21 protein-coding genes are annotated in these 25,159 nt (G+C 65.9%); 4 read left to right on the top strand and 17 right to left on the bottom strand.

Features of this window, described 5'->3' with window-relative positions; all coding sequences use genetic code 11:
- Positions 1–171 precede the first annotated feature (171 nt).
- Positions 172–2,574: a phosphoenolpyruvate synthase gene (gene ppsA, locus HWX87_RS12065; RefSeq protein WP_176047327.1), complete on the bottom strand. Its 2,403-nt coding sequence runs from the start codon at positions 2,572–2,574 to the stop codon at positions 172–174.
- A gap of 375 nt (positions 2,575–2,949) precedes the next feature.
- On the opposite strand from ppsA, the gene HWX87_RS12070 reads away from it, so the two are divergent.
- Complete coding sequence (locus HWX87_RS12070) at positions 2,950–3,765, top strand: pyruvate, water dikinase regulatory protein (protein WP_047900996.1); 816 nt, start codon at positions 2,950–2,952, stop codon at positions 3,763–3,765.
- Positions 3,766–3,860: 95 nt separating this feature from the next.
- Here the strand turns inward: HWX87_RS12070 and HWX87_RS12075 are convergent, their stop codons facing one another.
- The 16 genes from HWX87_RS12075 to rpsB all read right to left on the bottom strand — a co-directional run bounded on the left by HWX87_RS12075 (position 3,861) and on the right by rpsB (position 19,518).
- On the bottom strand, positions 3,861–4,643 hold the full coding sequence (locus HWX87_RS12075) for an RNA methyltransferase (RefSeq protein ID WP_176047328.1): 783 nt from the start codon (positions 4,641–4,643) through the stop codon (positions 3,861–3,863).
- Positions 4,640–5,284, bottom strand: coding sequence for a ribonuclease HII (rnhB, locus tag HWX87_RS12080; protein ID WP_176047329.1), 645 nt, complete (start codon positions 5,282–5,284; stop codon positions 4,640–4,642). Before rnhB ends, HWX87_RS12075 begins: the two co-directional genes overlap by 4 nt.
- Positions 5,281–6,450 (bottom strand): lipid-A-disaccharide synthase, encoded by a 1,170-nt coding sequence (gene lpxB, locus HWX87_RS12085; protein WP_176047330.1) that lies wholly within the window; start codon positions 6,448–6,450, stop codon positions 5,281–5,283. The genes rnhB and lpxB overlap by 4 nt, the downstream gene beginning before the upstream one ends.
- Positions 6,451–6,453: 3 nt before the next feature.
- Positions 6,454–7,242, bottom strand: coding sequence for an acyl-ACP--UDP-N-acetylglucosamine O-acyltransferase (lpxA, locus tag HWX87_RS12090; protein WP_175845272.1), 789 nt, complete (start codon positions 7,240–7,242; stop codon positions 6,454–6,456).
- A 58-nt stretch (positions 7,243–7,300) separates the two neighbouring features.
- Positions 7,301–7,768 (bottom strand): 3-hydroxyacyl-ACP dehydratase FabZ, encoded by a 468-nt coding sequence (gene fabZ, locus HWX87_RS12095; RefSeq protein WP_006495559.1) that lies wholly within the window; start codon positions 7,766–7,768, stop codon positions 7,301–7,303.
- A 129-nt stretch (positions 7,769–7,897) separates the two neighbouring features.
- Positions 7,898–9,007, bottom strand: coding sequence for a UDP-3-O-(3-hydroxymyristoyl)glucosamine N-acyltransferase (gene lpxD, locus HWX87_RS12100; protein WP_176047331.1), 1,110 nt, complete (start codon positions 9,005–9,007; stop codon positions 7,898–7,900).
- Between the two features lie 16 nt (positions 9,008–9,023).
- A complete protein-coding gene (locus HWX87_RS12105) occupies positions 9,024–9,521 on the bottom strand; it encodes an OmpH family outer membrane protein (protein WP_048248617.1) in 498 nt (165 codons plus the stop codon).
- A gap of 64 nt (positions 9,522–9,585) precedes the next feature.
- Positions 9,586–11,895 (bottom strand): outer membrane protein assembly factor BamA, encoded by a 2,310-nt coding sequence (bamA, locus tag HWX87_RS12110; protein ID WP_176047332.1) that lies wholly within the window; start codon positions 11,893–11,895, stop codon positions 9,586–9,588.
- 61 nt (positions 11,896–11,956) lie between these two features.
- Complete coding sequence (gene rseP, locus HWX87_RS12115; RefSeq protein ID WP_176047333.1) at positions 11,957–13,342, bottom strand: RIP metalloprotease RseP; 1,386 nt, start codon at positions 13,340–13,342, stop codon at positions 11,957–11,959.
- Between the two features lie 11 nt (positions 13,343–13,353).
- Complete coding sequence (locus HWX87_RS12120) at positions 13,354–14,550, bottom strand: 1-deoxy-D-xylulose-5-phosphate reductoisomerase (RefSeq protein ID WP_176047334.1); 1,197 nt, start codon at positions 14,548–14,550, stop codon at positions 13,354–13,356.
- A gap of 15 nt (positions 14,551–14,565) precedes the next feature.
- Entirely contained in the window at positions 14,566–15,387 is an 822-nt protein-coding gene (locus HWX87_RS12125; protein ID WP_176047335.1) for a phosphatidate cytidylyltransferase, read from the bottom strand.
- Positions 15,381–16,163, bottom strand: a complete 783-nt coding sequence (gene uppS / locus HWX87_RS12130; RefSeq protein ID WP_006478494.1) for a polyprenyl diphosphate synthase — start codon at positions 16,161–16,163, stop codon at positions 15,381–15,383. The genes HWX87_RS12125 and uppS overlap by 7 nt, the downstream gene beginning before the upstream one ends.
- 49 nt (positions 16,164–16,212) lie before the next feature.
- Positions 16,213–16,773: a ribosome recycling factor gene (gene frr / locus HWX87_RS12135; RefSeq protein ID WP_014896735.1), complete on the bottom strand. Its 561-nt coding sequence runs from the start codon at positions 16,771–16,773 to the stop codon at positions 16,213–16,215.
- Positions 16,774–16,863: 90 nt separating this feature from the next.
- On the bottom strand, positions 16,864–17,577 hold the full coding sequence (gene pyrH / locus HWX87_RS12140) for a UMP kinase (RefSeq protein ID WP_011352459.1): 714 nt from the start codon (positions 17,575–17,577) through the stop codon (positions 16,864–16,866).
- A 156-nt stretch (positions 17,578–17,733) separates the two neighbouring features.
- The gene (gene tsf, locus HWX87_RS12145; RefSeq protein ID WP_176047336.1) at positions 17,734–18,615 is read right to left on the bottom strand and encodes a translation elongation factor Ts; all 882 of its coding nucleotides are present in this window, start codon (positions 18,613–18,615) and stop codon (positions 17,734–17,736) included.
- 162 nt (positions 18,616–18,777) lie between these two features.
- Complete coding sequence (rpsB, locus tag HWX87_RS12150; protein ID WP_011352461.1) at positions 18,778–19,518, bottom strand: 30S ribosomal protein S2; 741 nt, start codon at positions 19,516–19,518, stop codon at positions 18,778–18,780.
- 377 nt (positions 19,519–19,895) lie between these two features.
- Here rpsB and map point away from each other — a divergent pair, with 377 nt between their 5' ends.
- From map to HWX87_RS12165, 3 genes are read left to right on the top strand one after another with little or no spacing between them, the layout of a single operon-like run.
- Positions 19,896–20,711, top strand: coding sequence for a type I methionyl aminopeptidase (map, locus tag HWX87_RS12155; RefSeq protein ID WP_176047337.1), 816 nt, complete (start codon positions 19,896–19,898; stop codon positions 20,709–20,711).
- A 45-nt stretch (positions 20,712–20,756) separates the two neighbouring features.
- On the top strand, positions 20,757–23,333 hold the full coding sequence (locus HWX87_RS12160) for a [protein-PII] uridylyltransferase (RefSeq protein ID WP_176047338.1): 2,577 nt from the start codon (positions 20,757–20,759) through the stop codon (positions 23,331–23,333).
- Between the two features lie 16 nt (positions 23,334–23,349).
- A complete protein-coding gene (locus HWX87_RS12165) occupies positions 23,350–25,080 on the top strand; it encodes a pseudouridine synthase (RefSeq protein WP_176047339.1) in 1,731 nt (576 codons plus the stop codon).
- The last annotated feature ends 79 nt before the right edge of the window (positions 25,081–25,159 follow it).

Raw genomic sequence — 25,159 nt, forward strand, 5'->3', positions numbered from 1 at the left:
TATATTCGTTGCCGCGAGCGGAGGCGACCGGCACGCCCGGATCGGCACGTTGCGTACTGACAAAAAAAACACCCCGGTGCGTACCGGGGTGTTTATAACACGAACCTTGCATTTTGCCTTCAACGAAAACGCGGCGGCACCGCGCTTTCGCCGAGGCGGCATCACCGACCGTTACTTCCGGTTGGCGGCGAGCGCCTGCCACGTATCGATGATCGTGTCGGGGTTCAGCGAGATCGACACGATGCCTTCGTCGGTCAGCCATTGCGCGAAGTCCGGGTGATCGGACGGGCCCTGGCCGCAGATACCGACGTACTTGCCCATCTTGAGGCAGGTATCGATCGCGCGCTTCAGCAGGAACTTGACGGCCGGATCGCGTTCGTCGAAGTCGACGGCCAGCAGTTCCATGCCCGAGTCGCGGTCGAGGCCGAGCGTGAGCTGCGTGAGGTCGTTCGAGCCGATCGAGAAACCGTCGAAGTGTTCCAGGAACTCTTCGGCGAGGATCGCGTTGGTCGGCACTTCGCACATCATCACGAGACGCAGGCCGTTTTCACCGCGCTTCAGGCCGAACTTCTCGAGCAGGCCGACGACACGCTCCGCCTGCTTCACGGTCCGCACGAACGGCACCATGATCTCGACGTTGGTCAGGCCCATCTCGTCGCGCACGCGCTTCAGTGCGCGGCACTCCATCTCGAACGCCTGCGCGAAGTCTTCGGCGATGTAACGCGACGCGCCGCGGAAGCCCAGCATCGGGTTTTCCTCGTCCGGCTCGTAACGCGAACCGCCGATCAGCTTCTTGTACTCGTTCGACTTGAAGTCGGACAGACGCACGATCACGGGCTTCGGATAGAACGCCGCAGCGATCGTCGCGACGCCTTCGGTCAGCTTGTCGACGTAGAACTGACGCGGCGATGCGTGACCGCGCGCGACGCTCTCGACCGCCTTCTTCAGGTCCTGGTCGATGTTCGGGTACTCGAGGATCGCCTTCGGGTGAACGCCGATGTTGTTGTTGATGATGAACTCGAGACGCGCGAGACCCACACCGCCGTTCGGCAGTTGCGAGAAGTCGAACGCGAGCTGCGGGTTACCGACGTTCATCATGATCTTGACCGGGATTTCCGGCAGTTCGCCGCGCTGCACTTCCGTGACTTCCGTCTCGAGCAGGCCGTCGTAGATCTTGCCTTCGTCGCCTTCCGCGCACGACACCGTGACGAGCGCGCCGTCCTTCAGGATGTCGGTCGCATCGCCGCAACCGACGACTGCCGGCACGCCGAGCTCACGCGCAATGATCGCCGCGTGGCAGGTCCGGCCGCCACGGTTCGTGACGATCGCGGCCGCACGCTTCATCACCGGCTCCCAGTTCGGGTCGGTCATGTCGGCCACCAGCACGTCGCCCGGCTGCACGCGTTCCATTTCCGACGGATCCTGGATCACGCGCACGGGGCCCGCACCGATCTTCTGGCCGATCGCGCGACCCGTCGCCAGCACCTGCGACTGGCCCTTCAGCTTGAAGCGCTGCTCGGCCTTGCCGGTTGCCTGGCTCTTCACCGTTTCCGGACGCGCCTGCAGGATGAAGATCTTGCCGTCGCGGCCGTCCTTGCCCCACTCGATGTCCATCGGACGCTGGTAGTGCTTCTCGATGATGACCGCGTACTTCGCCAGCTCGATCACGTCTTCGTCGGTGATCGAGTAGCGGTTGCGCTGCTCGTGCGGCACGTCGACCGTCTTCACGCGGCCCGGCTCGCCCGGCTGCGTGAATTCCATCTTGATCAGCTTCGAGCCGATCGAGCGGCGGATGATCGGGTACTTGTCCTGTGCGAGCGTCGTCTTGAACACGTAGAACTCGTCCGGGTTCACGGCGCCCTGCACGACGGTTTCGCCCAGGCCGTAGCTCGACGTGATGAACACGGCGTCCTTGAAGCCCGATTCGGTGTCGATCGTGAACATCACGCCAGCGGCGCCGACGTCCGAGCGGACCATGCGCTGCACACCGGCCGACAGCGCGACTTCGGCGTGCGTGAAGCCCTTGTGGACGCGGTACGAGATCGCGCGGTCGTTGTACAGCGACGCGAACACGTGCTTCATGCGGTCGAGCACGTCTTCGATGCCGACGACGTTCAGGTACGACTCCTGCTGGCCGGCGAACGATGCGTCGGGCAGGTCTTCCGCGGTCGCGGACGAACGCACGGCAAACGACAACTCGGCCGGCGAGCCGTTCTTCAGGACTTCAAACTGCTCGCGAATTTCCTGCTCGAGACGTGCCTGCATCGGCGCGTCGACGATCCACTTGCGGATTTCGGCACCGGCTTCGGCGAGCGCCTTCACGTCGTCGATGTCGAGGGACTCGAGACGCTTGGCAATACGATCGGTCAGGTCGTTGTGCGTGAGGAAATCGCGGAACGCGAGCGCGGTCGTGGCGAAACCGGTGGGTACGCGAACGCCTGCTTCGGAAAGCTGGCTGATCATCTCGCCGAGCGACGCATTCTTGCCGCCCACGATCTCCACATCGGTCATCCGCAACTGCTCGAACGGAATTACATACGCCTGGTCCTTTGCGACGTTTGCTGCGTTAGTCATACAAGCCCCTAAGTGTGAAAAAAATGCTCGATTGCGCAAGTGGGCTCGGACGCGGGCGCTTGCAAAAAGGCGCGGCGCGTCTTGCGCAACCTGTTAGATAAACAATCGCAGCGGCGAAAAATCTTTCGACCCGATTTGCAAAAATCCCGGCAGAACGGCGATATTTGCAGACAAATCGCCACACTTGCCGGGAATTTTGTAATCGAGCGGCAAAGCCTGGGGCGCCGTTCGCGCCCTGCCCCCGCAATTGCTTATCCAACAGGTTGCCGCTATTCTACCGTGCCGGCTGCCGGATGTGGCGCGACCTTGTCACTGCGTCTGGAGGCGAACCTCCAGCCCCCGCGCAACCGCCCTTCACGCTCGACGCCCAGATTCATGCTGCCTACCGTATTCATCGTCTCCGACGGCACCGGGATCACTGCCGAAACCTTCGCGCACTCGATCCTCTCCCAGTTCGACCAGAAATTCCGTCTCGTGCGCGTGCCGTTCGTCGACTCGCTCGACAAGGCCTATGCGACCGTCGAGAAGATCAACGAGGCCGCCGTACACGACGGCCGCCGCGCGATCGTGTTCACGACGCTCGTCGACAGCGAATCGAACGACATCGTCAAACGCTCGAACGCGCTCGTGCTAGACATGTTCCAGCGCTTCGTCGAACCGCTCGAGCAGGAGCTGGAGCTGAAATCGAGCCACGCGATGGGGCGCGGCCACCAGAACGCCGACACCGAGGAGTACAAGACGCGGATCGAGGCGATCAACTTCTCGCTCGCGCACGACGACGGCCAGTCGAACCGCAACCTGTCGGAAGCCGACGTGATCCTGGTCGGCGTGTCGCGCAGCGGCAAGACGCCGACAAGTCTGTATCTCGCGATGCAGTACGGCGTGAAGGCGGCAAACTATCCGCTGATTCCGGAAGATTTCGAGCGCGGCAAGCTGCCGTCGGCGCTGTCCGCGCACCGCGAGAAGCTGTTCGGCCTGTCGATCGACCCGCAGCGCCTGTCGGAGATCCGCAACGAGCGCCGGCCGGGCAGCAAATATGCGGCGCCCGAGAACTGCCGTTACGAGATCAACGAGGCGGAGGCGATGATGCGTCGCGAAGGGATCAAGTGGCTGTCGTCGACGCACAAGTCGATCGAGGAAATCGCGACGACGATCCTGCAGGAAATCCGTCTCGACCGGCAGTCGTACTGAACGCCTGCGCGCTGGCGGCCGCCTGGCCGCCCGCCGGAAACAAAAAGGCCGCGTCGAACGCGGCCTTTTTTTGTGCGGCGCTTGCGCGCGCGGCGTCATGCAGGCCGCTGCTGGCGCACCTGCTCGAACAGGCACACCGCTGCCGCCGCTGCGACGTTCAGCGACTCCATCCCGCCCGGCTGCGGGATCGTCACGCGATGCGTGGCCGCGTCGCGCCAGAACGCCGACACGCCGGCGCCCTCGTTGCCGAACACCCACGCAACCGGCCCCGACAGGTCGCAGTCGTAGACCGCCTGCGCGCCGTGCGAGTCGGTCAGCGCGACCGGCACGTCGAGGCGCTCGGCGAGCGCGGCGGCGTCGACATCCTCGTGGATCGACAGCAGGAAATGCGCCCCCATGCCCGAGCGCAGCACCTTCGACGACCAGGCATACGCCGTTCCCGGCGCACAGAACACGTGGCGCACGCCGGCCGCCGCCGCGCTGCGCAGGATCGAGCCGACGTTGCCGGCATCCTGCACGCCGTCGAGCACGACCGACGTATGCGTGACGCGAGCAGGCAGCGGTTGTTCAGGCCGGTCGACGAGCAGCAGGAAGCCGACGCCGTTGACGACGTTCGACAACTGCCCGAACAGCGCGTCGGGCAACGTGACGATCCGCTGCGCGTCCACCCGCGCGACGATCGCCTGCGCTTCGGCATGGCCGAGCGCGCCTTCGGTCGCCACGCACAGCTCCGGCGTCGCGCCCGTATCGAGGTACGCGCTCGCGAGATGGAATCCTTCGAGCAGCGCCTGGCCACTGCGGCGCTGATGGGGCGTCGAACCCGCCAGCGCCTTCAGGCGCTTGTACAGCGGGTTGTCGCGGGAAGTAATGCTTTTCATCGAATCAGGTCGAGTGCCGCACGGACGGGCGCGAACGAGCGCCGATGCGCTTCGCACGGGCCGTGCTCGCGCAGTGCGGCAAGGTGTTTCGCGGTGCCGTAGCCCGCATGCACGTTGAAGCCGTACACCGGGAAGCGTTCGTGCAGGTCGACCAGCATGCGGTCGCGCGTGACCTTCGCGAGGATCGACGCAGCCGAGATGCTCGGCACCAGCGCGTCGCCGCTGACGATCGCCTCGGCTCGCACGGTCAGCGTCGGGCAGCGGTTGCCGTCGATCTGCGCGAGCGTCGGCAGGACCGACAGACCCTCGACGGCCCGCTTCATCGCGAGCATCGTCGCGTGCAGGATGTTCAGCGTGTCGATCTCGTCGACGCTCGCCGACGCGACGCAGTACGCGCGCGACCGCGCGACGATCAGGTCGTACAGCGCGTCGCGCTTCTTCGCGGACAGCGCCTTCGAATCGTCGAGCCCGTCGATCGGCTGCGCCGGATCGAGAATCACCGCGGCCGCCACCACCGGCCCCGCGAGCGGGCCGCGGCCGGCTTCGTCGACGCCGCAGACGATCTCGTCAGGACGGCTGAAGTCGAAACCGCCCTGCTCGCCGCTCGACGCACGGCGGCGTGATGCACGGACTGCGGTCATGCGCGCCCCTTGCGATGTTCGAGCACGCGTATAACGGCTTCGGCCGCCTTCACGGCCGTATTCTGCCGCAGCGAAAGATGCATTTCGGTAAACACGTCGGTCAGCGTGCGGCGGTTCGCGTCATCGCGCAGCTGCGTGAGGGTCGCATCGGCGAGCGCCTCGGGCGTCGCGAAATGCTGCAGCAGCTCGGGCACGACGAAACGCCCCGCCAGGATGTTCGGCAAGCCGACGTACGGCAAGTAACCCTGCCGGCGCATGATCTGCCCGGTCAGCCAGGGCACCTTGTACGAGATCACCATCGGCTTCTTCAGGAGCGCGGCTTCCAGCGTGACCGTGCCGCTCTTCACGAGGATCGCGTCGGCAGCCGTCATCGCGACCTGCGAGCGGCCGTCGGTGAGCGTCAGCGCGAGTTGCGGATGCGCATCGACGAGCGGCTGCAGCAGTTCGCGCAGTGCGGGCGTCGCCGCCGGCATCACGAACCGCACGCCGGGTTCGCGCTGCTGCATCAATGCCATCGCCGCGAAGAACGTCGGGCCGATCAGCGCGATCTCCGAGCGCCGGCTGCCCGGCAGCACCGCGATCACGGGACCGTCTGCGGGCAGGCCCAGCGCGATGCGCGCGCCGTGCGTGTCGGGTTCGAGCGGAATCTCGTCAGCCAGCGGATGGCCGACATACGTCGATGCGACGCCTGCCTTGTCGAGGATCGCCGGTTCGAACGGGAACAGGCACAGCATGTGATCGACGGACTTCGCGATCTTCTTGATCCGGCCGCCGCGCCATGCCCAGATCGACGGGCACACGAAGTGGATCGACGGAATGCCCGCGTCGCGCGCGGCCTGTTCGACATTGAAGTTGAAGTCGGGCGCGTCGACACCGATGAATGCGTCCGGCCGCTCGGCGAGCAGCTGGCGCTTCAGTTCGCCGCGAATCCGCAGGATCTCGGGTATCTGGCCCAGCGCCTCGACATAGCCGCGCACGGTCAGCTTGTCCATCTGCCAGTGCGAGTCGAAGCCCTGCGCGATCATCCGCTGCCCGCCGATCCCGTAATACTGGGCCGATTCGGGCAGCCGCTCGCGCAGGCCGCCGAGCAGCGATGCCCCGAGCAGGTCGCCCGACGGCTCGCCGGCCACCATCGCGAGCCGGAGCTGATTGGTCGGAAGCGTCATCGCTTAGCGGATGATGCCGCGTTGCGACGCATCGATGAAATCGACGAGCGCCTTCACCGGCGCATCGCCGTCGCCACCCGCCTCCGCCAGCTCGCGCAACTGCACCTTCGCTTCCTCGAACGACAGGCCGTTCTTGTAAAGCACGCGGTACGCGCTGCGCAGCGCCGAGATCGCATCGGCCGAGAAGCCGCGCCGGCGCAGCCCTTCGACGTTGATTCCGTGCGGTTCGGCCTTGTTGCCGGCCGCGATCACGAACGGCGGGATGTCCTGCACGAGCGCCGACGCGCCGCCCAGCATCGAGTGCGCGCCGATGCGCACGAACTGGTGGACGCCCGACATGCCGCCGACGATCGCCCAGTCGCCGATCTCGACGTGGCCGGCCATCTGCGCGTTGCTCGACAGGATCACGTTGTTGCCGACGCGGCAGTCATGGCCGATGTGCACGTAGGCCATGATCCAGTTGTCGTCGCCGAGCGTCGTCACGCCGATGTCCTGCACGGTACCCGTGTGGATCGTCGTGAATTCGCGGATCGTGTTGCGGTTGCCGATCACGAGCTTCGTCGGCTCGTCCTTGTACTTCATGTCCTGCGGACGACCGCCGACCGACGCGTAATGGCCGATGCGGTTGTCTTCGCCGAGCGTCGTATGGCCTTCGATCACGCTGTGCGAGCCGATCGTCGTGCGCGCGCCGATCGTGACGTGCGGGCCGACGATCGCGTACGGGCCGATCTCGACCGATTCGTCGATCTGCGCGCCCGGCTCGACAATCGCGGTGGGATGAATCCTGGTCATGCGCCGTTGCCTCTCGATGTGATGTGTCGCGTTGCGTTGCCCATGCGTGCCGCGTCGCTCAGGGCGCCGCGTCGGCCGTCTTGACCGTGCACATCAGTTCGGCTTCCGCCGCCACCTTGCCGTCCACTTCCGCCACCGCCTTGAACTTCCAGATACCGCGGATGTAGCGTTCGAACGTCACGTTCAGAATCAGTTGATCGCCCGGCTCGACCACGCGCTTGAAGCGCGCGCCGTCGATGCCGACGAAGTAGTACAGCGTGTTCTCCGGATCCTTCGGCTGCTCTTCCGCGAAGGTCAGCAGTGCAGCAGCCTGCGCGAGCGCCTCAAGGATCAGCACGCCCGGCATCACCGGCCGCTTCGGGAAGTGCCCCTGGAAAAACGGCTCGTTGATCGACACGTTCTTCAGCGCTTTGATCCCTTTGTGCGGCTCGAGTTCGAGCACGCGGTCGACGAGCAGAATCGGGTAGCGATGCGGCAGCAGCGTGAGGATCTTGTGGATGTCGAGATTGATTTTTTCAGTGCTCATGATGGTTCGTCTCACGCAGAGGCTGCGCGGTGGTGATGCAAAGGCTGAAGCGGGCCGCCGCGCGGCCCAGTCTGGCAAACCGGGCCGGTTGCGCTGGCCGTGCCCGGTTCGTGGTCTCGCATGATGCGCTCAGGCGTCCGTGCCGCCCTGGGCGGCGAGCGCGGCTTCGAGCGCCTTGATGCGATCGCGCAGCTTGTCGAGGTTGCGCACGAGCGCGGCGCTCTTGTTCCATTCGCCGTGGTCGACGGCCGGGAACGCGCTGGTATAGATGCCTGCCTTCGGCAGCGACTTCGATACGCCCGAATTCGCGGTGATGATGACATAGTCGCCGAGCGTCACGTGGCCGGCGATCCCGGCCGCGCCGCCGATCATGCAGTGGCGGCCGATCGTCGTGCTGCCCGCGATGCCTGCCTTGCCGGCGATCACCGTGTAGGCGCCGATCCGGCAGTTGTGGGCGATCTGCACCTGGTTGTCGATCTTCACGCATTCCTCGATGACGGTATCCGCCATCGCACCGCGATCGATCGTCGTGTTCGCGCCGATTTCGACGTCCGGGCCGATCGTCACGCCGCCGACCTGCGGGATCTTGACCCAGCTGCCGGTGCGCGCGTCGCCGTCGCCGACGAAATCCGGCGCAAAACCGAAGCCGTCGGAGCCGATCACGGCGCCCGCATGGACGATCGCGCGCGGGCCGACCTTGCAGCCGTGGTACACCGATGCGTTCGGATAGAAGTGCGAGCCGGCGCCGATCGTCGTGCCGCGGCCGACGAACACGTTCGCGTCGAGCTGCACGCCGTCCTCGATCACCGCGCCGGCCTCGACCGTCACGTTCGGGCCGATCACCGCACTCGCGGCGACCTTCGCGGCCGGATCGATCGTCGCGCTCGGATGCACGCCGGCGGCGCGCTGCGGCGTGGCTAGGTCGATGAACATCTGCGCGACGCGCGCGAAGTACGCGTACGGATTCGGCGTCACAATAAAGTTGCGGGGGCCAGCCATCTGGGGGCCGGCCGTCCGGCCGCCAGCGGCCGCGCCCAGCTTCTCCAGGTCCTTCGGCGCGATCAGCACCGCGCCTGCCCGGGTCGCCTCGACCTGCGACAGGTACTTCGGATTCGCGAGGAACGCGAGCTGCTGAGGGCCTGCCTGGTCGAGCGGTGCGAGCCCGCTCACCTTGCACTGTGCGTCGCCGGCGATCTCGCCGCCGAACCGCTTTACGAGTTCCTCAAGCGTCAATGCCATTCGTCGTCTGCTCCGTTCAGTTCGTCGAGCCGGACGCGAGCGCCTTGAGCACCTTGTCGGTGATGTCGATGCGCGGGCTGACGTACACGGCTTCCTGCACGATCAGGTCGTAATTCTGCTGCTCGGCGATCTGCTTGATGACCTTGTTCGCCCGCTCCAGCACGGCCGCCAGTTCCTCGTTGCGACGCTGGTTCAGGTCTTCGCGGAACTCGCGCTGCTTGCGCTGGAAGTCGGTATCGAGCTGGGCGAGATCGCGTTGCTTCTGCGCGCGATCGGCCGCCGACAGCGACGTGCCGTTCTTGTCCAGCGAATCGGACATCGACTTCAGGCGCGCGGCCAGGTCCTGCAGATCCTTGTCGCGCTTCGCGAACTCGGCTTCGAGCTTCGTCTGCGCCGCCTTCGCGGGCGCCGACTCGCGCAGGATCCGATCCGAATTGACCGCCGCGATGCGGGCGACGTCCTGTGCGTGCACCGTTGCCGCGCCCAAGGCCAGCGCAACGGTCAGCGCGCACATCACTCGTTTCGAAAACTTACCGGTTAGCAAAATTACCCTCTCGTTGCTGTTGTCATGCGTTCGGTCAGAACGCCGTCCCGATCTGGAACTGGAATTTCTGGTACTGGTCGCCTTCGTGCTTCTGCAGCGGGAAACCGAGGCTCAGCTTCAGCGGGCCGATCGGCGAGATCCACGCGAGACCCACACCGTAGCCGTAACGGAGGCCGTTCGCGCCCGTACTCGTGCCGCCCGGCGCGTTGCCCCACACGTTACCGCCGTCGAGGAACGTGAACACGCGCAGCGTGCGGTCGTAGCCCGTGCCCGGCAGCGGGAACGTCAGTTCGATGTTGCCGACGAGCATCTTCGAACCGCCGATCGGGTCGTTCGTCTTCGTGTCGCGCGGGCCCAGCGAGCTCGGCTCGTAGCCACGCACGGAGCCGATACCGCCCGCGTAGTAGTTCTTGAAGATCGGGTACGGGTTGCCGATACCGTTACCGTAGCCGCCCTGCAGGTTCATGCCCAGGATGAAGCCGCGCGAGAACGAATAGTAGTATTGCGCCTGCAGGTCGGCCTTGTAGTACTGGATCTTGCCGACCGGCACGCCGTACTCCATGTTCGCCTGCGTGAAGTAGCCGCGGCTCGGGATCAGCGCGCTGTCACGCGCGTCGCGCGACCATGCGATGGTCAGCGGCACCGTGTTCGACACGCGGCCGAACTGGTTCACGTAATCCTGGTAGCTCTGCGGCGTGTTCGAATCGACGTCGAGGCGGTTCTGCTCGAAGCCCGCGCCGAAGTAGACGGTGTCGACTTCCGAGAACGGAATGCCGAACTTCAGGTTGCCGCCCGCGCTGATGATCCGGAAGCTCGAGCTCGTCGAATAGTAGAGCGGCTGGTACGTGCGGTAGTAGACGTCCGTGATCCGCTTGATGCCGTCGACCGTGAAGTACGGGTCGACCTGCGTGACGGTCAGCGTACGGTAGCTCTTCGCGGTGTTGACGTTCACCGACAGGCTGGTACCCGAACCGAACACGTTGTCCTGCGACACGCCGGCCGACAGCACGACCTTGTCCGTCGACGAGAAGCCGGCACCCAGCGTGATCGCGCCGGTCGGCTTTTCGTCGACCTTCACGTTCACGTCGACCTGGTCGTTCGTACCGTCGACCGGCACCGTCGTCACGTCGACGTTGGTGAAGTAGCCGAGACGGTTCACGCGGTCCTTCGACAGCGCGAGGCGGTTCGAATCGAACCACGAGCTTTCGAGCTGGCGCATTTCGCGGCGCACCACTTCGTCGCGCGTGCGCGTGTTGCCGACGACGTTGATGCGGCGCACGTACACGCGGCGGCTCGGATCGACGACGAGGTTCAGGTTCACCTTGTGGTTCGCCTGGTCGATGTCCGGCTGTGCGTTGACGGTCGCGAATGCGTAGCCGTATTCACCGAGCTTGTCGACGATCGACTTGGTGGTCTGCTGGAGCTTTTCGGCCGAGAAACGATCGCCCGGCTTGATCTTGATCAGCTTGTTGAGTTCGGCTTCGCGATCGAGCAGGTTGCCCGACAGCTTGATGCCCGACACCGTGTACGGCTCGCCTTCGTGCAGCGTGACCGTCAGGTACATGTCCTTCTTGTCGGGCGAGATCGACACCTGGGTCGACTCGATGTTGAACTCGAGGTAGCCGCGGTTCAGGTAGTACGAGCGCACGGCCTCGAGGTCGCCCGTGAGCTTTTCCTTCGCGTACAGGTCGTTCTTCGTGTACCAGGAGAACCAGTTCGGCGTCGACAGCTGCATCTCGTCGCGCAGCGCGCTGGTGCTGAACGCCTTGTTGCCGATGAAGTTGATCTGGCGGATCTTCGCGCTCGGGCCTTCGGCCACCGCGAACAGGATCGACACGCGGTTCGCGTCGACCGGCGTGATCGTCGTCTTGACCTCGGCCGCATAGAAGCCGCGCGTCAGGTACTGGCGCTTGAGCTCCTGCTCCGCCTTGTCGACCAGCGCCTTGTCGTAATAGCGGCCATCGGCGAGACCGACGGCGCGCAGCGCCTTCGTCAGGTTGTCCTTGTCGAATTCCTTCGTGCCGGTGAAGTCGATCGACGCGATGGCCGGACGCTCCTGCACCTGCACGATGACGACGTTGCCTTGCGTGGCGATGCGAACGTCGTTGAAAAAGCCCGTCGCGTACAACGCGCGGATTGCTTCGGATGCCTTGTCGTCCGTGAAGGTATCGCCCTGCTTGATCGGCAGATAGGCGAACACCGAACCCGCTTCGACGCGCTGCAGCCCCTCGATCTTGATGTCTTGCACCACGAACGGTGCCGCTGCATGCGCCGCGAGGCCGTGAGCGGCGAGCGCGGCCGCTGCAACTGTCTTAGGTACAAAGCGATGAGGTTTGAACAACATGCATCCCCAATATTTAGCTGCATCAAATCGGGCGACTGCCGTGCAGCGGCCGCCTGACGCTTCAGAAATGGATTAACCGAGCCAGATCGTTGAACAGCGCGATCGCCGACAATGCGACGATGCAGATCAACCCGGCTCTTTGCAGAATCAGCTGCCAGCGCTCCGAGACGGCTTTCCCGGTCGCGGCTTCAACCGCATAATATAACAGATGCCCCCCGTCCAAAACGGGAATCGGCAACAAGTTCAGGACGCCGAGGCTAATGCTGACAAGGGCGAGGAACGACAGGAACGCCGACGGTCCGAGCCGTGCGCTCTTGCCCGCGTAGTCGGCGATCGTCACCGGACCCGACAGGTTCTTCAGCGACGCGTTGCCCGTGATCATCCGCCCGAACATCTTCAGCGAATACACGGAGATGTCCCACGTGCGGTGCGCACCGAGCCGCAAGCTGTCGATCGGCCCGTAGCGCACGTCGACGGACGGCGCATGCATCGACAGCGCCGCGCCGATCCGGCCGACCTGCTGCCCCGATTCGTCGTCGCGCTGCATCTGCGGCACGATCGACACCGTCTGCGCGGCACCGTCGCGCTCGATCTGCAGGTCGAGCGCCTGGCCAGCATGGTGCTTCACCGAATCGATGAAACGCGTCGCGCCGCCGATCGGCTTGCCGTCGAGCGCCACCAGCTTGTCGCCGGCCTTCAGGCCGGCCCGCTCCGCCGCGCTGCCCGGCTGCACGGATGCGACCGACAGCGTACCGCCGCCGGTCTCGAAGCCCAGATGGGCCATGAAATCGTCGTCGAGCTGACTTTCGGGAACATTGCGGAGGTCGACGCGGAAATCGAACGTCGCGTTGCCATCGCGGGCGCCGAGCACGATCTCGCGATGGTCGAACGCGGCCGACAACAGCTTCCAGCGCAGGTCCGACCACGACCGCACCGGCTCGGACTCGCCGCCCTGCGAGTCGCCTACGCGCACGTCGCGGATCGACACGATCGTCTCGTTGCCGTCGAAGCCCGCGCGGGCCGCCACCGTCCCGGCGGCCGGCGGCGCGACGATCGCGGCCGGCTCGGTCACGCCGGTGGCAAACACGATCGAGAACAGTGCGATTGCCAACAGGAAGTTCGCAATCGGCCCGGCCGCGACAATCGCGATCCGTTTGTAGACGGACTGCCGGTTGAAGGCCTGCCCGAGCTCCTCGGGCTGGATGCCAGGGCCCGGATCGCGCTCGTCGAGCATCTTCACGTAGCCGCCGAGCGGCAGAACGGACAGCGTCCACTCGGTGCCCGTCCGGCGGCTGACCCAGCGTGCGATGGGCTGGCCGAAGCCGATCGAGAAGCGCAGCACCTTCACGCCGCACCAGCGGGCGACGCGATAGTGTCCGTACTCATGCACGACGACCAGTACCCCGATCGCCACCGCAAACGCGACCAGTTCGACCAGCACGTTCATGAGCACCCCATTCAGACAGTACGCTCCACGCGTGGCGCAGGCGCTTTCGCAATGATCTCGGCGGCGAGGCGGCGTGCCTCGGCATCCGCCGCCAGGACGTCGTCGAGCCCGTTGGGCGCACGGTTCGGCAGCGCGTTGAGCACCGAGTCGACCGTCGCCGCGATCGCCATGAAGCCGATCCGGCGCTCGAGAAATGCTTCGACCGCAACTTCGTTCGCCGCGTTCAATGCGGCGCTCGCGATGCCGCCTTCCTCGAGCGCCTTCAGCGCGAGCGCGAGGCACGGGAAGCGCGTGTAATCGGGCTTCTCGAACGACAGCTGCGCGATCTGCGCGAGGTCGAGCTGGTCGACGCCCGCGTCGACGCGCTCGGGGAATGCGAGCGCGTGCGCGATCGGCGTGCGCATGTCGGGGTTGCCGAGCTGAGCGAGCACCGAGCCGTCACGGTACGACACGAGCGAATGGATCACGCTCTGCGGATGGATCAGCACGTCGATGCGATCGCCCGGCAGCCCGAAAATCCAGTGCGCCTCGATCACCTCGAGGCCCTTGTTCATCATCGTCGCGGAATCGACCGAGATCTTGCGGCCCATCACCCAGTTGGGGTGCTTGCACGCCTCGTCCGGCGTCACGTCGACGAGCGTGGCCGGTTCGCGCGTGCGGAACGGGCCGCCCGACGCGGTCAGGATGATCTTCGAGATCCCGCCGTGCTCGGCCGCGTCGCGCGGCATGCACTGGAAGATCGCGTTGTGCTCGCTGTCGACCGGCAGCAGGATCGCGCCATGGTCGCGCACGGCGTCCATGAAGATCGCGCCCGACATCACGAGCGCTTCCTTGTTCGCGAGCAGGATCCGCTTGCCGGCGCGCGCGGCCGCGAGGCTCGGCGCAAGACCGGCCGCGCCGACGATCGCCGCGACCACCGTATCGCAACCGTCGCTGTTCGACACGTCGACGAGCGCCTGCGGGCCGTACAGCACGGTCGTCTTGCTGCCCGCCGCGCGCAGCTTCGCCTCGACGTGCGAGGCCGTCGCGGCATCGCCGACCACCGCCACTTCGGGCGCGAAGCGCAGACACTGCTCGACGAGCTTGTCGCCGTTGCGGTGCGCGGTCAGTGCGTAGACCGAGAAGCGCTCGGGATGACGCGCGACCACGTCGAGCGTGCTGTCTCCGATCGAGCCCGTGGAACCGAGCAATGTCAGACGTTTTTGCATAACAGAATTAATGGTTTAACCAAGCAGCAGCATCGCGAGCGGCAGCACCGGCAGCAGCGCGTCGACACGGTCGAGCACGCCGCCATGGCCCGGCAGCAGTCCGCTCGAATCCTTCACGCCCGCCTGCCGCTTCAGCAGCGACTCGAACAGGTCGCCAATCACGCTGTACGCGACCAGCAGCGTCAGCGCGGCCCACGCGCCGGGCATCCCGTAGCGGGCGGCGAATGCGGAAAACAGGGTCGGCTCGAACGCATGCGCGGCCATCGCGCCACCGGCGACGACCATCACGGCCAGCCAGCCGCCGATCGCGCCTTCCCAGCTCTTGCCGGGGCTGATCGTGATGGCCAGTTTACGCTTTCCGAAGGCCTTGCCCGCGAAGTATGCGCCGATATCGGCCAGCCAGACGACCAGCAGCAGCGACAGTACGAACGGCACGCCCTGCGCGCGCGCCGCGACGAGCGCATGCCAGCAGGCCGCAAACACGATCAGGCCGGCAGCGAGCAGGAACGGCCGCCACACGCCGCCCGCGAGATCGGGCTTGCGCCGCAGCGCGAACGGGCCGACCAACAGCCAGAATACGCCGGCCGCCATGAAAAGGGGGCGGGATCCTGCCGCATCGATGCCGAGCGGCGTGGTGGCCGCCAGCGCAAGCGCTGCGACGACCGCATAGACGACCGGGCCGGCGCCGCCGAGCTTCAGCAGGCGCGCCCATTCCCACGCGGCGAACACGAGCACGGCGCCGATCAGCGCGCCGAACGCCGTGAGCGGCGCGAACAGCGTCACCGGCAGCAGGACCGCCAGCATCACGATCGCCGTGATCACACGGGTTTTCAGCATGAAAGGGAGTCGGCGTTCTGCGATTGCGGCTCGAGCTGCGCACTCGTGCGCCCGAAACGGCGCTCGCGCTCGGTATACGACGCCATCGCGTCGGCCAGCGCCGCGCCGTCGAAATCCGGCCAGTATTTGTCGGTGAAATAGAATTCGGCGTACGCGAGCTGCCACAGCAGGAAGTTGCTGACGCGCTGTTCGCCGCCCGTACGGATGAAGAGATCGGGCTCCGGCGCATAGGCCATCGCCAGGTGCGGCGCGAACGCGTCCTCGGTCACTTCGACCTCGCGACCCTCGCGCACGGCCTGCTCGACGAGTTTCTTCGTCGCCTGCAGGATGTCCCACCGGCCGCCGTAGTTGGCCGCGATGGTGAGCGTCAGGCGCGTATTGCGCGCCGTCTTGGTTTCGGCGCGGCGGATCAGTTCGCGGATGCGCGGCTCGAAACGGTCGAGATCGCCGACGACACGCAGGCGGATCCCGTTTGCATGCAGCTTGCCGACCTCACGCTCGAGCGCGGTGATGAACAGCCGCATCAGGAACGACACTTCGTCGTTCGGCCGGCGCCAGTTTTCCGAACTGAACGCGAACAGCGTCAGGTATTCGACGCCGGCGCGCGCGCAACCTTCGACCACCGCCCGGACGGCATCGACGCCGCGGGTGTGCCCCGCGACGCGCGGCAAGCGGCGTTCGGTCGCCCAACGGCCATTGCCGTCCATGATGATCGCGATGTGACGCGGCACGACGCCGACGTCAGGCACGCGAACGGTAGAGCTGGTATAGGTCATGGCCGTTGAGACAGTAATGCGGGAAGAAGGCGGCGCGCGAGGACGGTCGTCAGACCGTCATGATCTCGGCTTCCTTGCTCTGCACGAGCTTGTCGATTTCGGCGACGTGCTTGTCCGTCAGCTTCTGCACGTCGTCGCTCGCACGGCGCTCGTCGTCTTCCGAGATTTCCTTGTCCTTCACGAGCTTCTTGAGCGCTTCGTTCGCGTCACGGCGCAGGTTGCGGATCGCGACCTTGGCCGTTTCGCCTTCGCTCTTCACGACCTTGGTCAGCTCGCGGCGGCGCTCTTCCGTCAGCGCGGGCATCGGCACGCGGATCAGGTCGCCGGACGTTGCCGGATTCAGACCGAGATCGGCTTCGCGAATGGCCTTCTCGACCTTCGCGACCATCGGCTTTTCCCACGGTTGCACGCCGATCGTGCGTGCGTCGACGAGCGTCATGTTGGCAACCTGCGAGATCGGCACCATCGACCCATAGTAGTCGACCTGCACGTGATCCAGCATGCCGGTGTGCGCGCGGCCCGTGCGGATCTTCGCCAGATCGCTCTTGAATGCATCGATCGAGCGCAGCATCTTCTGCTCAACGCCCTTCTTGGTATCAGCGACACTCATTTCAACCTCCGAACCTTCAAACCTTCAAAAAACGCGGGTGCTGCCCGGCGCGCCACGCACACCAGGCCGACGACCCGCATCCGCGGGAGTTTACACGTGGACGAGCGTACCTTCGTCCTCGCCCAGCACGATGCGCTTGAGCGCGCCCGGCTTGTTGATCGAAAACACGCGAATCGGCAGCTTCTGGTCGCGGCAAAGCGCAAAGGCCGTCGCGTCCATCACCTGCAGGTTGCGGCTGATCGCCTCGTCGAAAGTGATCGTCGTGTAACGCGTGGCCGACGGATCCTTCTTCGGATCGGCAGAATATACGCCATCGACCTTGGTCGCCTTCAGCACGACTTCGGCGCCCACTTCCGAACCGCGCAGCGCGGCGGCCGTATCCGTCGTGAAGAACGGGTTGCCCGTACCGGCCGCGAAGATCACGACACGGCCTTCCTCGAGCTGGCGGATCGCGCGGGGCCGGATGTACGGCTCGACGACCTGGTCCATGCGCAGCGCGGACTGCACGCGCGCCTCGATCCCGGCGTGGCGCATCGCGTCCTGCAGCGCCAGCGCGTTCATCATCGTCGCGAGCATCCCCATGTAGTCGGCCGTCGCGCGGTCCATGCCGGCCGCGCCACCCGCGACACCGCGGAAAATATTACCGCCACCGATCACGACCGCGAGCTGCGTACCGAGACGCACGACTTCGGCGATATCGGCCACCATCCGTTCGATCGTCGCGCGATTGATGCCGAAGGCATCGTCGCCCATCAGCGCTTCGCCGGAGAGTTTGAGAAGGACGCGTTTATAGGCATTGGACATAGGGGCTTCCGAGCGACGAGAGGATGACAACCACGAACTGTAGGGGCGAAATACTGATTCGGGCAAGCGCCGACGACCGGACCGGGGTTCCCGGCCGGCCGGCAGCGCCGCCGGCCGCGGCGGAGCGGACGCCCGCCGCGGATACTGCCTGACTGCTTACTGCTGCTTTGCTGCTGCGACTTGCGCGGCCACTTCGGCGGCGAAGTCGTCCTGGCGCTTCTCGATGCCTTCGCCGACGACGAACAGCGCGAACTTCTGCACGGCGGAATCCGCTGCCTTCAGCATCTGCTCGATCGTCTGCTTGTCGTTCTTAACGAACGTCTGGTTCAGCAGCGACACTTCCTTCAGGTACTTCTGGACGCTACCGTCGACCATCTTCGCGACGATTTCAGCCGGCTTGCCCGATTCCGCAGCCTTCTGCTCGGCCACGCGGCGTTCCGTTTCGATCAGTTCCGCCGGCACGTCGGCCGACGACAGCGCGACCGGCTTCATTGCCGCGATGTGCATCGCGACGTCCTTGCCGACCTGCTCTTCCGCGCCCGTGTACTCGACGATCACGCCGATACGCGCGCCGTGCAGGTACGTTGCGATCTTGTTCGCGGTTTCGAAACGGACGAAACGGCGGATCGACACGTTCTCGCCGATCTTGCCGACCAGTGCCAGGCGCACTGCGTCGACCGTCGAGCCGTCGAGCGGCAGCGCCGACAGCGCAGCCACGTCGGCCGGGTTTTGCGTCGCAACGAGTTCTGCAACCGTCTTCGAGAACGCGAGGAAGTCGTCGTTCTTCGCGACGAAGTCGGTTTCGCAGTTCAGCTCGACCAGCGCGCCTGCGTTGCCGCCGACGAACGATGCGACGACGCCTTCAGCCGTCACGCGCGATGCCGCCTTGCTCGCCTTGTTGCCGAGCTTGACGCGCAGCAGCTCTTCAGCCTTGGCCAGATCGCCGTCGGCTTCCGTCAGCGCCTTCTTGCACTCCATCATCGGTGCGTCGGTCTTTGCGCGCAGTTCTGCCACCATGCTTGCGGTAATTGCCGCCATCATTCGCTCCTTGAGTCTGTATTCACAACGCCGCCCGCTTGGACGCGAACGGCCGAGATTCGTTTCCGGACCCGCGCCGATTCGGCGCGATCAGGTCCGGCGCACAAGCTTAAAAAAAGGGGGCCTGTTGAGAGCCCCCTTTTTGCGCCGGCTCGGGGCCAGTTACGCGTTTTCCTCGACGTACTCGTCGTCGCCGCGTGCGGCCTGGACCACTTCGTTGACCGCGTTCGCACGGCCTTCGAGGATCGCGTCGGCCACGCCTTCGGCGTACAGCGCGACTGCCTTGCTCGAGTCGTCGTTACCCGGGATCACGTAATCCACGCCTTCCGGCGAGTGGTTCGTATCGACCACGGCGATGACCGGCACGCCCAGCTTGTTCGCTTCCGTGACGGCAATCTTGTGGTAGCCGACGTCGACGACGAAGATTGCGTCCGGAATGCCGCCCATGTCCTTCACGCCGCCGATCGACTTCTGCAGCTTGGCGATTTCGCGTTCGAACAGCAGCGCTTCCTTCTTGCTCATCTTCTCGGTTTCGCCCGATTCGACGGCTGCTTCCATGTCCTTCAGGCGCTTGATCGATACCTTCAGCGTCTTGAAGTTGGTCATCATGCCGCCGAGCCAGCGTGCGTTGACGTACGGCATGCCTGCGCGCTGCGCTTCCTGGGCGATCGTGTCACGCGATTGACGCTTCGTGCCGACGAACAGGATCGTGCCGCGGTTCGCTGCCAGCTGGCGCACGTACTTCTGTGCGTCCGTGAACATCGGCAGCGTCTTTTCGAGGTTGATGATGTGAATCTTGTTGCGGTGACCGAAAATGAACGGAGCCATCTTCGGGTTCCAGAAGCGCGTCTGGTGACCGAAGTGGACACCCGCTTCCAGCATTTGGCGCATCGTAACTGCCATGTAAATTCTCCACGAGGGTTGGGTCTTAAGCCGGCCGCCGTACCGCCGCGCGAACCCGCCCGCAAGGGCGCAAATCCTGCGCGGCCGGCACCCTGGTTGCGCCGGCTTGTGATTCGGCACGTGCAAGACGCCCGTGCCGCAAGCCTTTCACCGCGATGCCGCCCCACAACGGGGCATTTCGGCATTTGGATGTCGACTTAGCCAAAGAGTATAGCACGCCGATTTGTCCGCCCTCAAGTCGCTCACCACTTTCGCTAGCCGTGCGGCGGCCGGCCGGACAATCCGCGAAAACCCGCATCCGCACCGCCGGCAGGGGCTGCGACGCCTGCCAGAAGGTGCGATAATCCGTCAATTCACCGCATTCCAGGCATACCTCGATGGCTATTACGCTCAAAAACGAACACGATATCGCGGAGATGCGCGTCGCCTGCCGTCTCGCCAGCGAAGTGCTCGACTTCATCACGCCGCACGTCGTCGCGGGCGTCGCGACCGCCGAACTCGATCGCCTCTGCCACGAGTTCATGCTCAACGAACAGGGCACGATCCCCGCGCCGCTGAACTACCAGCCGCCCGGTTATCCGCCGTACCCGAAGGCCACCTGCATTTCGGTCAACGACGTGATCTGCCACGGCATTCCCGGCGAGAAGGTGATCAAGAACGGCGATGCGCTGAACATCGACATCACCGTGATCAAGAACGGCTACTTCGGCGACACCAGCCGGATGTTCATCGTCGGCGAAGGCTCGATCCTCGCGAAGCGCCTCGTCCAGACCACCTACGAATGCATGTGGCTCGGCATCGACCAGGTCAAGCCCGGCGCGCACCTCGGCGACATCGGCTACGCGATCCAGAAGCACGCGGAAGCGCAGGGCTACAGCGTCGTGCGCGAATACTGCGGCCACGGCATCGGCACGGTGTTCCACGAGGATCCGCAAGTCGTCCACTACGGCCGTCCGGGCACCGGCATCGAACTGAAGGCCGGGATGATCTTCACGATCGAGCCGATGATCAACGCCGGCAAGCGCGACATCCGCACGATGCCCGACCAGTGGACGGTCAAGACGCGCGACCGCAGCCTGTCGGCGCAGTGGGAGCACACGGTGCTCGTCACCGAAACCGGCTACGACGTGCTGACCGTGTCGGCCGGCACGCCGGCGCGCCCCGTGTTCGCGCAACCGGCCGCCGCCGTCTGAGCGCCGTCGCGCCAGCCCGCCCCGCCCGCACCTGAACGGCCGCCCATGAGCGCTCACGCCGCCCCCTCGCCCGACGCGCTGTCGCGGCGCGCCGAATTCAAGGCCGCCAAGACGGAGATGCTCGAGCGCTTTCGCCGCGCGACGAACGTCGCGTCGCTGATGCACGCACTGTCGAAACTCACCGACGATGCGCTGAAGCGCGTGTGGGACGACTGCGGCCTGCCCGCGACGCTCGCGCTCGTCGCCGTCGGCGGCTACGGGCGCGGCGAGCTCGCGCCCTACTCCGACGTCGACATCCTCGTGCTGCTGCCCGATGCGCACGACCCGGCGCTCGACGCGCGCATCGAGCGCTTCATCGGAATGGCGTGGGATCTCGGCCTCGAGATCGGCAGCAGCGTGCGCACGGTCGCGCAGTGCATCGAGGAGGCGTCGCAGGACGTCACGGTGCAGACCTCGCTGCTGGAAGCGCGCCGCATCGTCGGCAGCACCGCGCTGTTCGAGCGCTTCACGGTGAGCTACCACGAGGCGCTCGACGCCCGTGCGTTCTTCACCGCGAAGGTGCTCGAGATGCGCCAGCGCCACGCGAAGTTCCAGGACACGCCGTACAGCCTCGAACCGAACGTGAAGGAAAGCCCCGGCGGGCTGCGCGACCTGCAGACGATCCTGTGGATCGCACGCGCGGCCGGCTTCGGCAGCAGCTGGCGCGAACTCGACACGCGCGGCCTCATCACCGATCGCGAAGCGCGCGAACTGCGCCGCAACGAAGGCTTCCTGAAGACGCTGCGCGCGCGGCTGCACGTGATCGCCGGCCGCCGCCAGGACATGCTCGTGTTCGACCTGCAGACGCAGGCCGCCGAGAGCTTCGGCTACCAGCCGACGCAGGCCAAGCGCGCGAGCGAGCAGTTGATGCGCCGCTACTACTGGGCCGCGAAAGCCGTCACGCAGCTCGCGACGATCCTGATCCAGAACATCGAGGCGCAACTCTTCCCCGCGACGAGCGGCATCACGCGCGTGCTGTCTCCCGATCGATTCGTCGAGAAGCAGGGCATGCTGGAGATCGTCGACGACAGCGTGTTCGAACGCCATCCCGACGCGATCCTCGAAGCGTTCCTGTTGTACGAGACGACCCGCGGCGTGAAGGGCCTGTCCGCCCGCACGCTGCGCGCGCTGTACAACTCGCGCGAAATCATGAACAACGCGTGGCGCCGCGATCCGCAGAACCGCGACACGTTCATGCGGATCCTGCAGCAGCCCGAAGGCATCACGCACGCGTTCCGGCTGATGAACCAGACGAGCGTGCTCGGCCGCTATTTGCTGAATTTCCGCCGCATCGTCGGACAGATGCAGCACGACCTGTACCACGTGTATACGGTCGACCAGCACATCCTGATGGTGTTGCGCAACATCCGCCGCTTCGCGGTGGCCGAGCATGCGCACGAATATCCGTTCTGCAGCCAGCTGATCGGCAACTTCGAGCGTCCGTGGGTGCTGTATGTCGCGGCGCTGTTCCACGACATCGCGAAGGGCCGCGGCGGCGACCACTCGACGCTCGGGATGGCCGATGCGCGACGCTTCTGCCGCGAGCACGGCATCACCGGCGACGACGCGTCGCTGATCGTATGGCTCGTCCAGCATCACCTGACGATGAGCCAGGTCGCGCAGAAGCAGGACACGAGCGACCCCGAAGTCATCAAGCGCTTTGCCGAAGTCGTCGGCAACGAACGCTACCTCACCGCGCTGTACCTGCTGACCGTCGCCGATATCCGCGGCACGAGCCCGAAGGTATGGAACACGTGGAAGGGCAAGCTGCTCGAGGACCTGTACCGCATCACGCTCGCGGTGCTCGGCGGCGCGAACCCCGACGCGCATTCGGAGCTGAAGTCGCGGCAGGAACAGGCGCTCGCGCTGCTGCGCCTCGAAACCGTGCCCGACGACGCGCACCGCGCGCTGTGGGATCAGCTCGATGTCGGCTTCTTCCTGCGTCACGACGCAGCCGACATCGCGTGGCAGACACGCGTGCTGTACCGGCACGTGAACGCCGAAACCGCGATCGTCCGCGCGCGGCCGTCGCCGATCGGCGACGCGCTGCAGGTGCTCGTGTACGTGAAGGACCGCCCCGACCTGTTCGCGGGCATCTGCGCGTATTTCGACCGCAACGGGCTGTCGGTGCTCGACGCGCGCGTCAGCACGACGCGCCACGGTTATGCGCTCGACAACTTCATCGTCACGCAGACCGAACGCGACGTGCGTTACCGCGACATCGCGAATCTCGTCGAACAGCAGCTCGCGACGCGGCTCGCCGAAACCGCACCGCTGCCGGAGCCGTCCAAGGGCCGCCTGTCGAGGCTGTCCCGGACGTTTCCGATCACACCGCGCGTCGACCTGCGGGCCGACGAGCGCGGCCAGTACTACATCCTGTCCGTGTCGGCCAACGACCGGCCGGGCCTTCTCTATTCGATCGCGCGGGTACTCGCCGAGCATCAGATCGGCGTCCACGCGGCGCGGATCAATACGCTCGGCGAACGCGTCGAGGATATCTTCCTGCTCGCGGGCGCCGGCTTGTCCGACAACCGCCTGCAGATCCAGCTCGAAACCGAATTGCTGCGAGCGATCGCAGTCTGAGTGAATTCCAGCGTTTATGCGCACCAAACTAACCGTCAAGAATCCGAAGCCGGCGTCGCCGACCCGCGCCCCTGTCCGCTCCGGCAGCCTCGTCGCCCGCAAGGCCGTACGCCCCGCGGCGGCGCCCGCCGGGGACAAGCCGGCCCGCCCGAAGAAGGCTGCCCCGGCAGCCGCCGGCGAACGCTCGTTCAAGCCGCGCGGCGCGGCAGGCGCCGAGCGCCCGGGCGCGGACCGCGCACCGGCCAAGCGTGCGCCGCGTGACGGCGGTGCCGAACGCGGCCCGCGCGCACCGTATCGCGACAACGCGGCCGGTGAAGGTGCGAAGCGCAGTTTCGGCGACCGTCGCACGTCGTCGGATCGTCCGCCGCGCCGCGATGACGACGCACGTCCGCGTCGCGCGGGTGGCGAAGGCGGTGCACGCGCGCCGTATCGCGACAACGCGTCCGGCGAAGGTGCAAAGCGCAGCTTCGGCGACCGTCGCACGTCGTCGGATCGCCCGCCCCGTCGTGATGACGACGCACGTCCGCGCCGCGCAGGTGGCGAAGGCGGTGCACGTGCGCCGTATCGTGACAATGCGTCCGGCGAAGGCGCAAAACGCAGTTTCGGCGACCGTCGCACGTCGTCCGATCGCCCGCCGCGCCGTGATGACGATGCACGTCCGCGCCGCGCGGGTGGCGAAGGCGGTGCACGCCCGCCGTATCGCGACAACGCATCCGGCGAAGGCGCAAAACGCAGCTTCGGCGACCGCCGCACGCCGTCCGATCGCCCGCCGCGCCGCAACGACGACGACGCCCGCCCGCGCCGCGCAGGCGCCGATGAAGGCAAGCGCCCGTCCTATCGCGACAAGCCCGCCGGCGAAGGCGCAAAGCGCAGCTTCGGCGACCGCCCGGCTCGCCCCGCACGCGACGGCGAACGCCGCTCGTTCGGTGCGGTCAAGACCGCGCAACCCGTCAAGCGCGCTGCGGCCGACGTCGACTACGGCGACGAAACGGGACTGATGCGCCTGTCGAAGCGGATGTCCGAGCTCGGCATGTGCTCGCGCCGCGAAGCCGACGAATGGATCGAAAAGGGTTGGGTGCTCGTCGACGGCGAACGCATCGACACGCTCGGCACCAAGGTCCGCGCCGACCAGAAAATCGAGATCGACGAGCGCGCGAGCGCCGCGCAGGCCGCGCAGGTGACGATCCTGCTGCACAAGCCGGTCGGCTATGTGTCGGGCCAGGCGGAAGACGGCTACGAGCCGGCGGCCGTGCTGATCACGCGCGCGAACCGCTGGAGCGGCGACCATTCGCCGGTACGCTTCTCGCCGCAGCACCTGCACGCGCTTGCGCCGGCCGGCCGGCTCGACATCGACTCCACCGGCCTGCTCGTGCTGACGCAGAATGGCGTGGTCGCGAAGCAGCTGATCGGCGAGCAGTCGGACATCGACAAGGAGTACCTGGTGCGCGTGCGCTTCGGCGAGCAACTCATCGACATCGACCAGCACTTCCCGGCGGAATCGCTCGCGAAGCTGCGCCACGGCCTGGAGCTCGACGGCGTCGCGCTGAAGCCCGCGATGGTGAGCTGGCAGAACGGCGAGCAGTTGCGCTTCGTGCTGCGCGAAGGCAAGAAACGCCAGATCCGCCGCATGTGCGAACTGGTCGGCCTCGACGTGATCGGCCTGAAGCGCGTGCGCATGGGCCGCGTGATGCTCGGCGCGCTGCCGCAGGGCCAATGGCGCTATCTGTCGGCCGACGAGACGTTCTGACCGCAGGCACGCCGTGTGCGCCATGCAATGAAAAAAGCCCGCGCAAGCGGGCTTTTTTCTTGTCTGCCGGAGACCGGAC

Source organism: Burkholderia sp. BCC1644, assembly GCF_902833225.1.
GTDB lineage: Bacteria > Pseudomonadota > Gammaproteobacteria > Burkholderiales > Burkholderiaceae > Burkholderia.

What these genes read in the sequence shown, in the direction of transcription:
- ppsA (WP_176047327.1), bottom strand. Translation starts at nt 2,574, where the DNA reads ATGACTAACGCAGCAAACGTCGCAAAGGACCAGGCGTATGTAATTCCG.
- HWX87_RS12070 (WP_047900996.1), top strand. Translation starts at nt 2,950, where the DNA reads ATGCTGCCTACCGTATTCATCGTCTCCGACGGCACCGGGATCACTGCC.
- HWX87_RS12075 (WP_176047328.1), bottom strand. Translation starts at nt 4,643, where the DNA reads ATGAAAAGCATTACTTCCCGCGACAACCCGCTGTACAAGCGCCTGAAG.
- rnhB (WP_176047329.1), bottom strand. Translation starts at nt 5,284, where the DNA reads ATGACCGCAGTCCGTGCATCACGCCGCCGTGCGTCGAGCGGCGAGCAG.
- lpxB (WP_176047330.1), bottom strand. Translation starts at nt 6,450, where the DNA reads ATGACGCTTCCGACCAATCAGCTCCGGCTCGCGATGGTGGCCGGCGAG.
- lpxA (WP_175845272.1), bottom strand. Translation starts at nt 7,242, where the DNA reads ATGACCAGGATTCATCCCACCGCGATTGTCGAGCCGGGCGCGCAGATC.
- fabZ (WP_006495559.1), bottom strand. Translation starts at nt 7,768, where the DNA reads ATGAGCACTGAAAAAATCAATCTCGACATCCACAAGATCCTCACGCTG.
- lpxD (WP_176047331.1), bottom strand. Translation starts at nt 9,007, where the DNA reads ATGGCATTGACGCTTGAGGAACTCGTAAAGCGGTTCGGCGGCGAGATC.
- HWX87_RS12105 (WP_048248617.1), bottom strand. Translation starts at nt 9,521, where the DNA reads ATGTGCGCGCTGACCGTTGCGCTGGCCTTGGGCGCGGCAACGGTGCAC.
- bamA (WP_176047332.1), bottom strand. Translation starts at nt 11,895, where the DNA reads ATGTTGTTCAAACCTCATCGCTTTGTACCTAAGACAGTTGCAGCGGCC.
- rseP (WP_176047333.1), bottom strand. Translation starts at nt 13,342, where the DNA reads ATGAACGTGCTGGTCGAACTGGTCGCGTTTGCGGTGGCGATCGGGGTA.
- HWX87_RS12120 (WP_176047334.1), bottom strand. Translation starts at nt 14,550, where the DNA reads ATGCAAAAACGTCTGACATTGCTCGGTTCCACGGGCTCGATCGGAGAC.
- HWX87_RS12125 (WP_176047335.1), bottom strand. Translation starts at nt 15,387, where the DNA reads ATGCTGAAAACCCGTGTGATCACGGCGATCGTGATGCTGGCGGTCCTG.
- uppS (WP_006478494.1), bottom strand. Translation starts at nt 16,163, where the DNA reads ATGACCTATACCAGCTCTACCGTTCGCGTGCCTGACGTCGGCGTCGTG.
- frr (WP_014896735.1), bottom strand. Translation starts at nt 16,773, where the DNA reads ATGAGTGTCGCTGATACCAAGAAGGGCGTTGAGCAGAAGATGCTGCGC.
- pyrH (WP_011352459.1), bottom strand. Translation starts at nt 17,577, where the DNA reads ATGTCCAATGCCTATAAACGCGTCCTTCTCAAACTCTCCGGCGAAGCG.
- tsf (WP_176047336.1), bottom strand. Translation starts at nt 18,615, where the DNA reads ATGGCGGCAATTACCGCAAGCATGGTGGCAGAACTGCGCGCAAAGACC.
- rpsB (WP_011352461.1), bottom strand. Translation starts at nt 19,518, where the DNA reads ATGGCAGTTACGATGCGCCAAATGCTGGAAGCGGGTGTCCACTTCGGT.
- map (WP_176047337.1), top strand. Translation starts at nt 19,896, where the DNA reads ATGGCTATTACGCTCAAAAACGAACACGATATCGCGGAGATGCGCGTC.
- HWX87_RS12160 (WP_176047338.1), top strand. Translation starts at nt 20,757, where the DNA reads ATGAGCGCTCACGCCGCCCCCTCGCCCGACGCGCTGTCGCGGCGCGCC.
- HWX87_RS12165 (WP_176047339.1), top strand. Translation starts at nt 23,350, where the DNA reads ATGCGCACCAAACTAACCGTCAAGAATCCGAAGCCGGCGTCGCCGACC.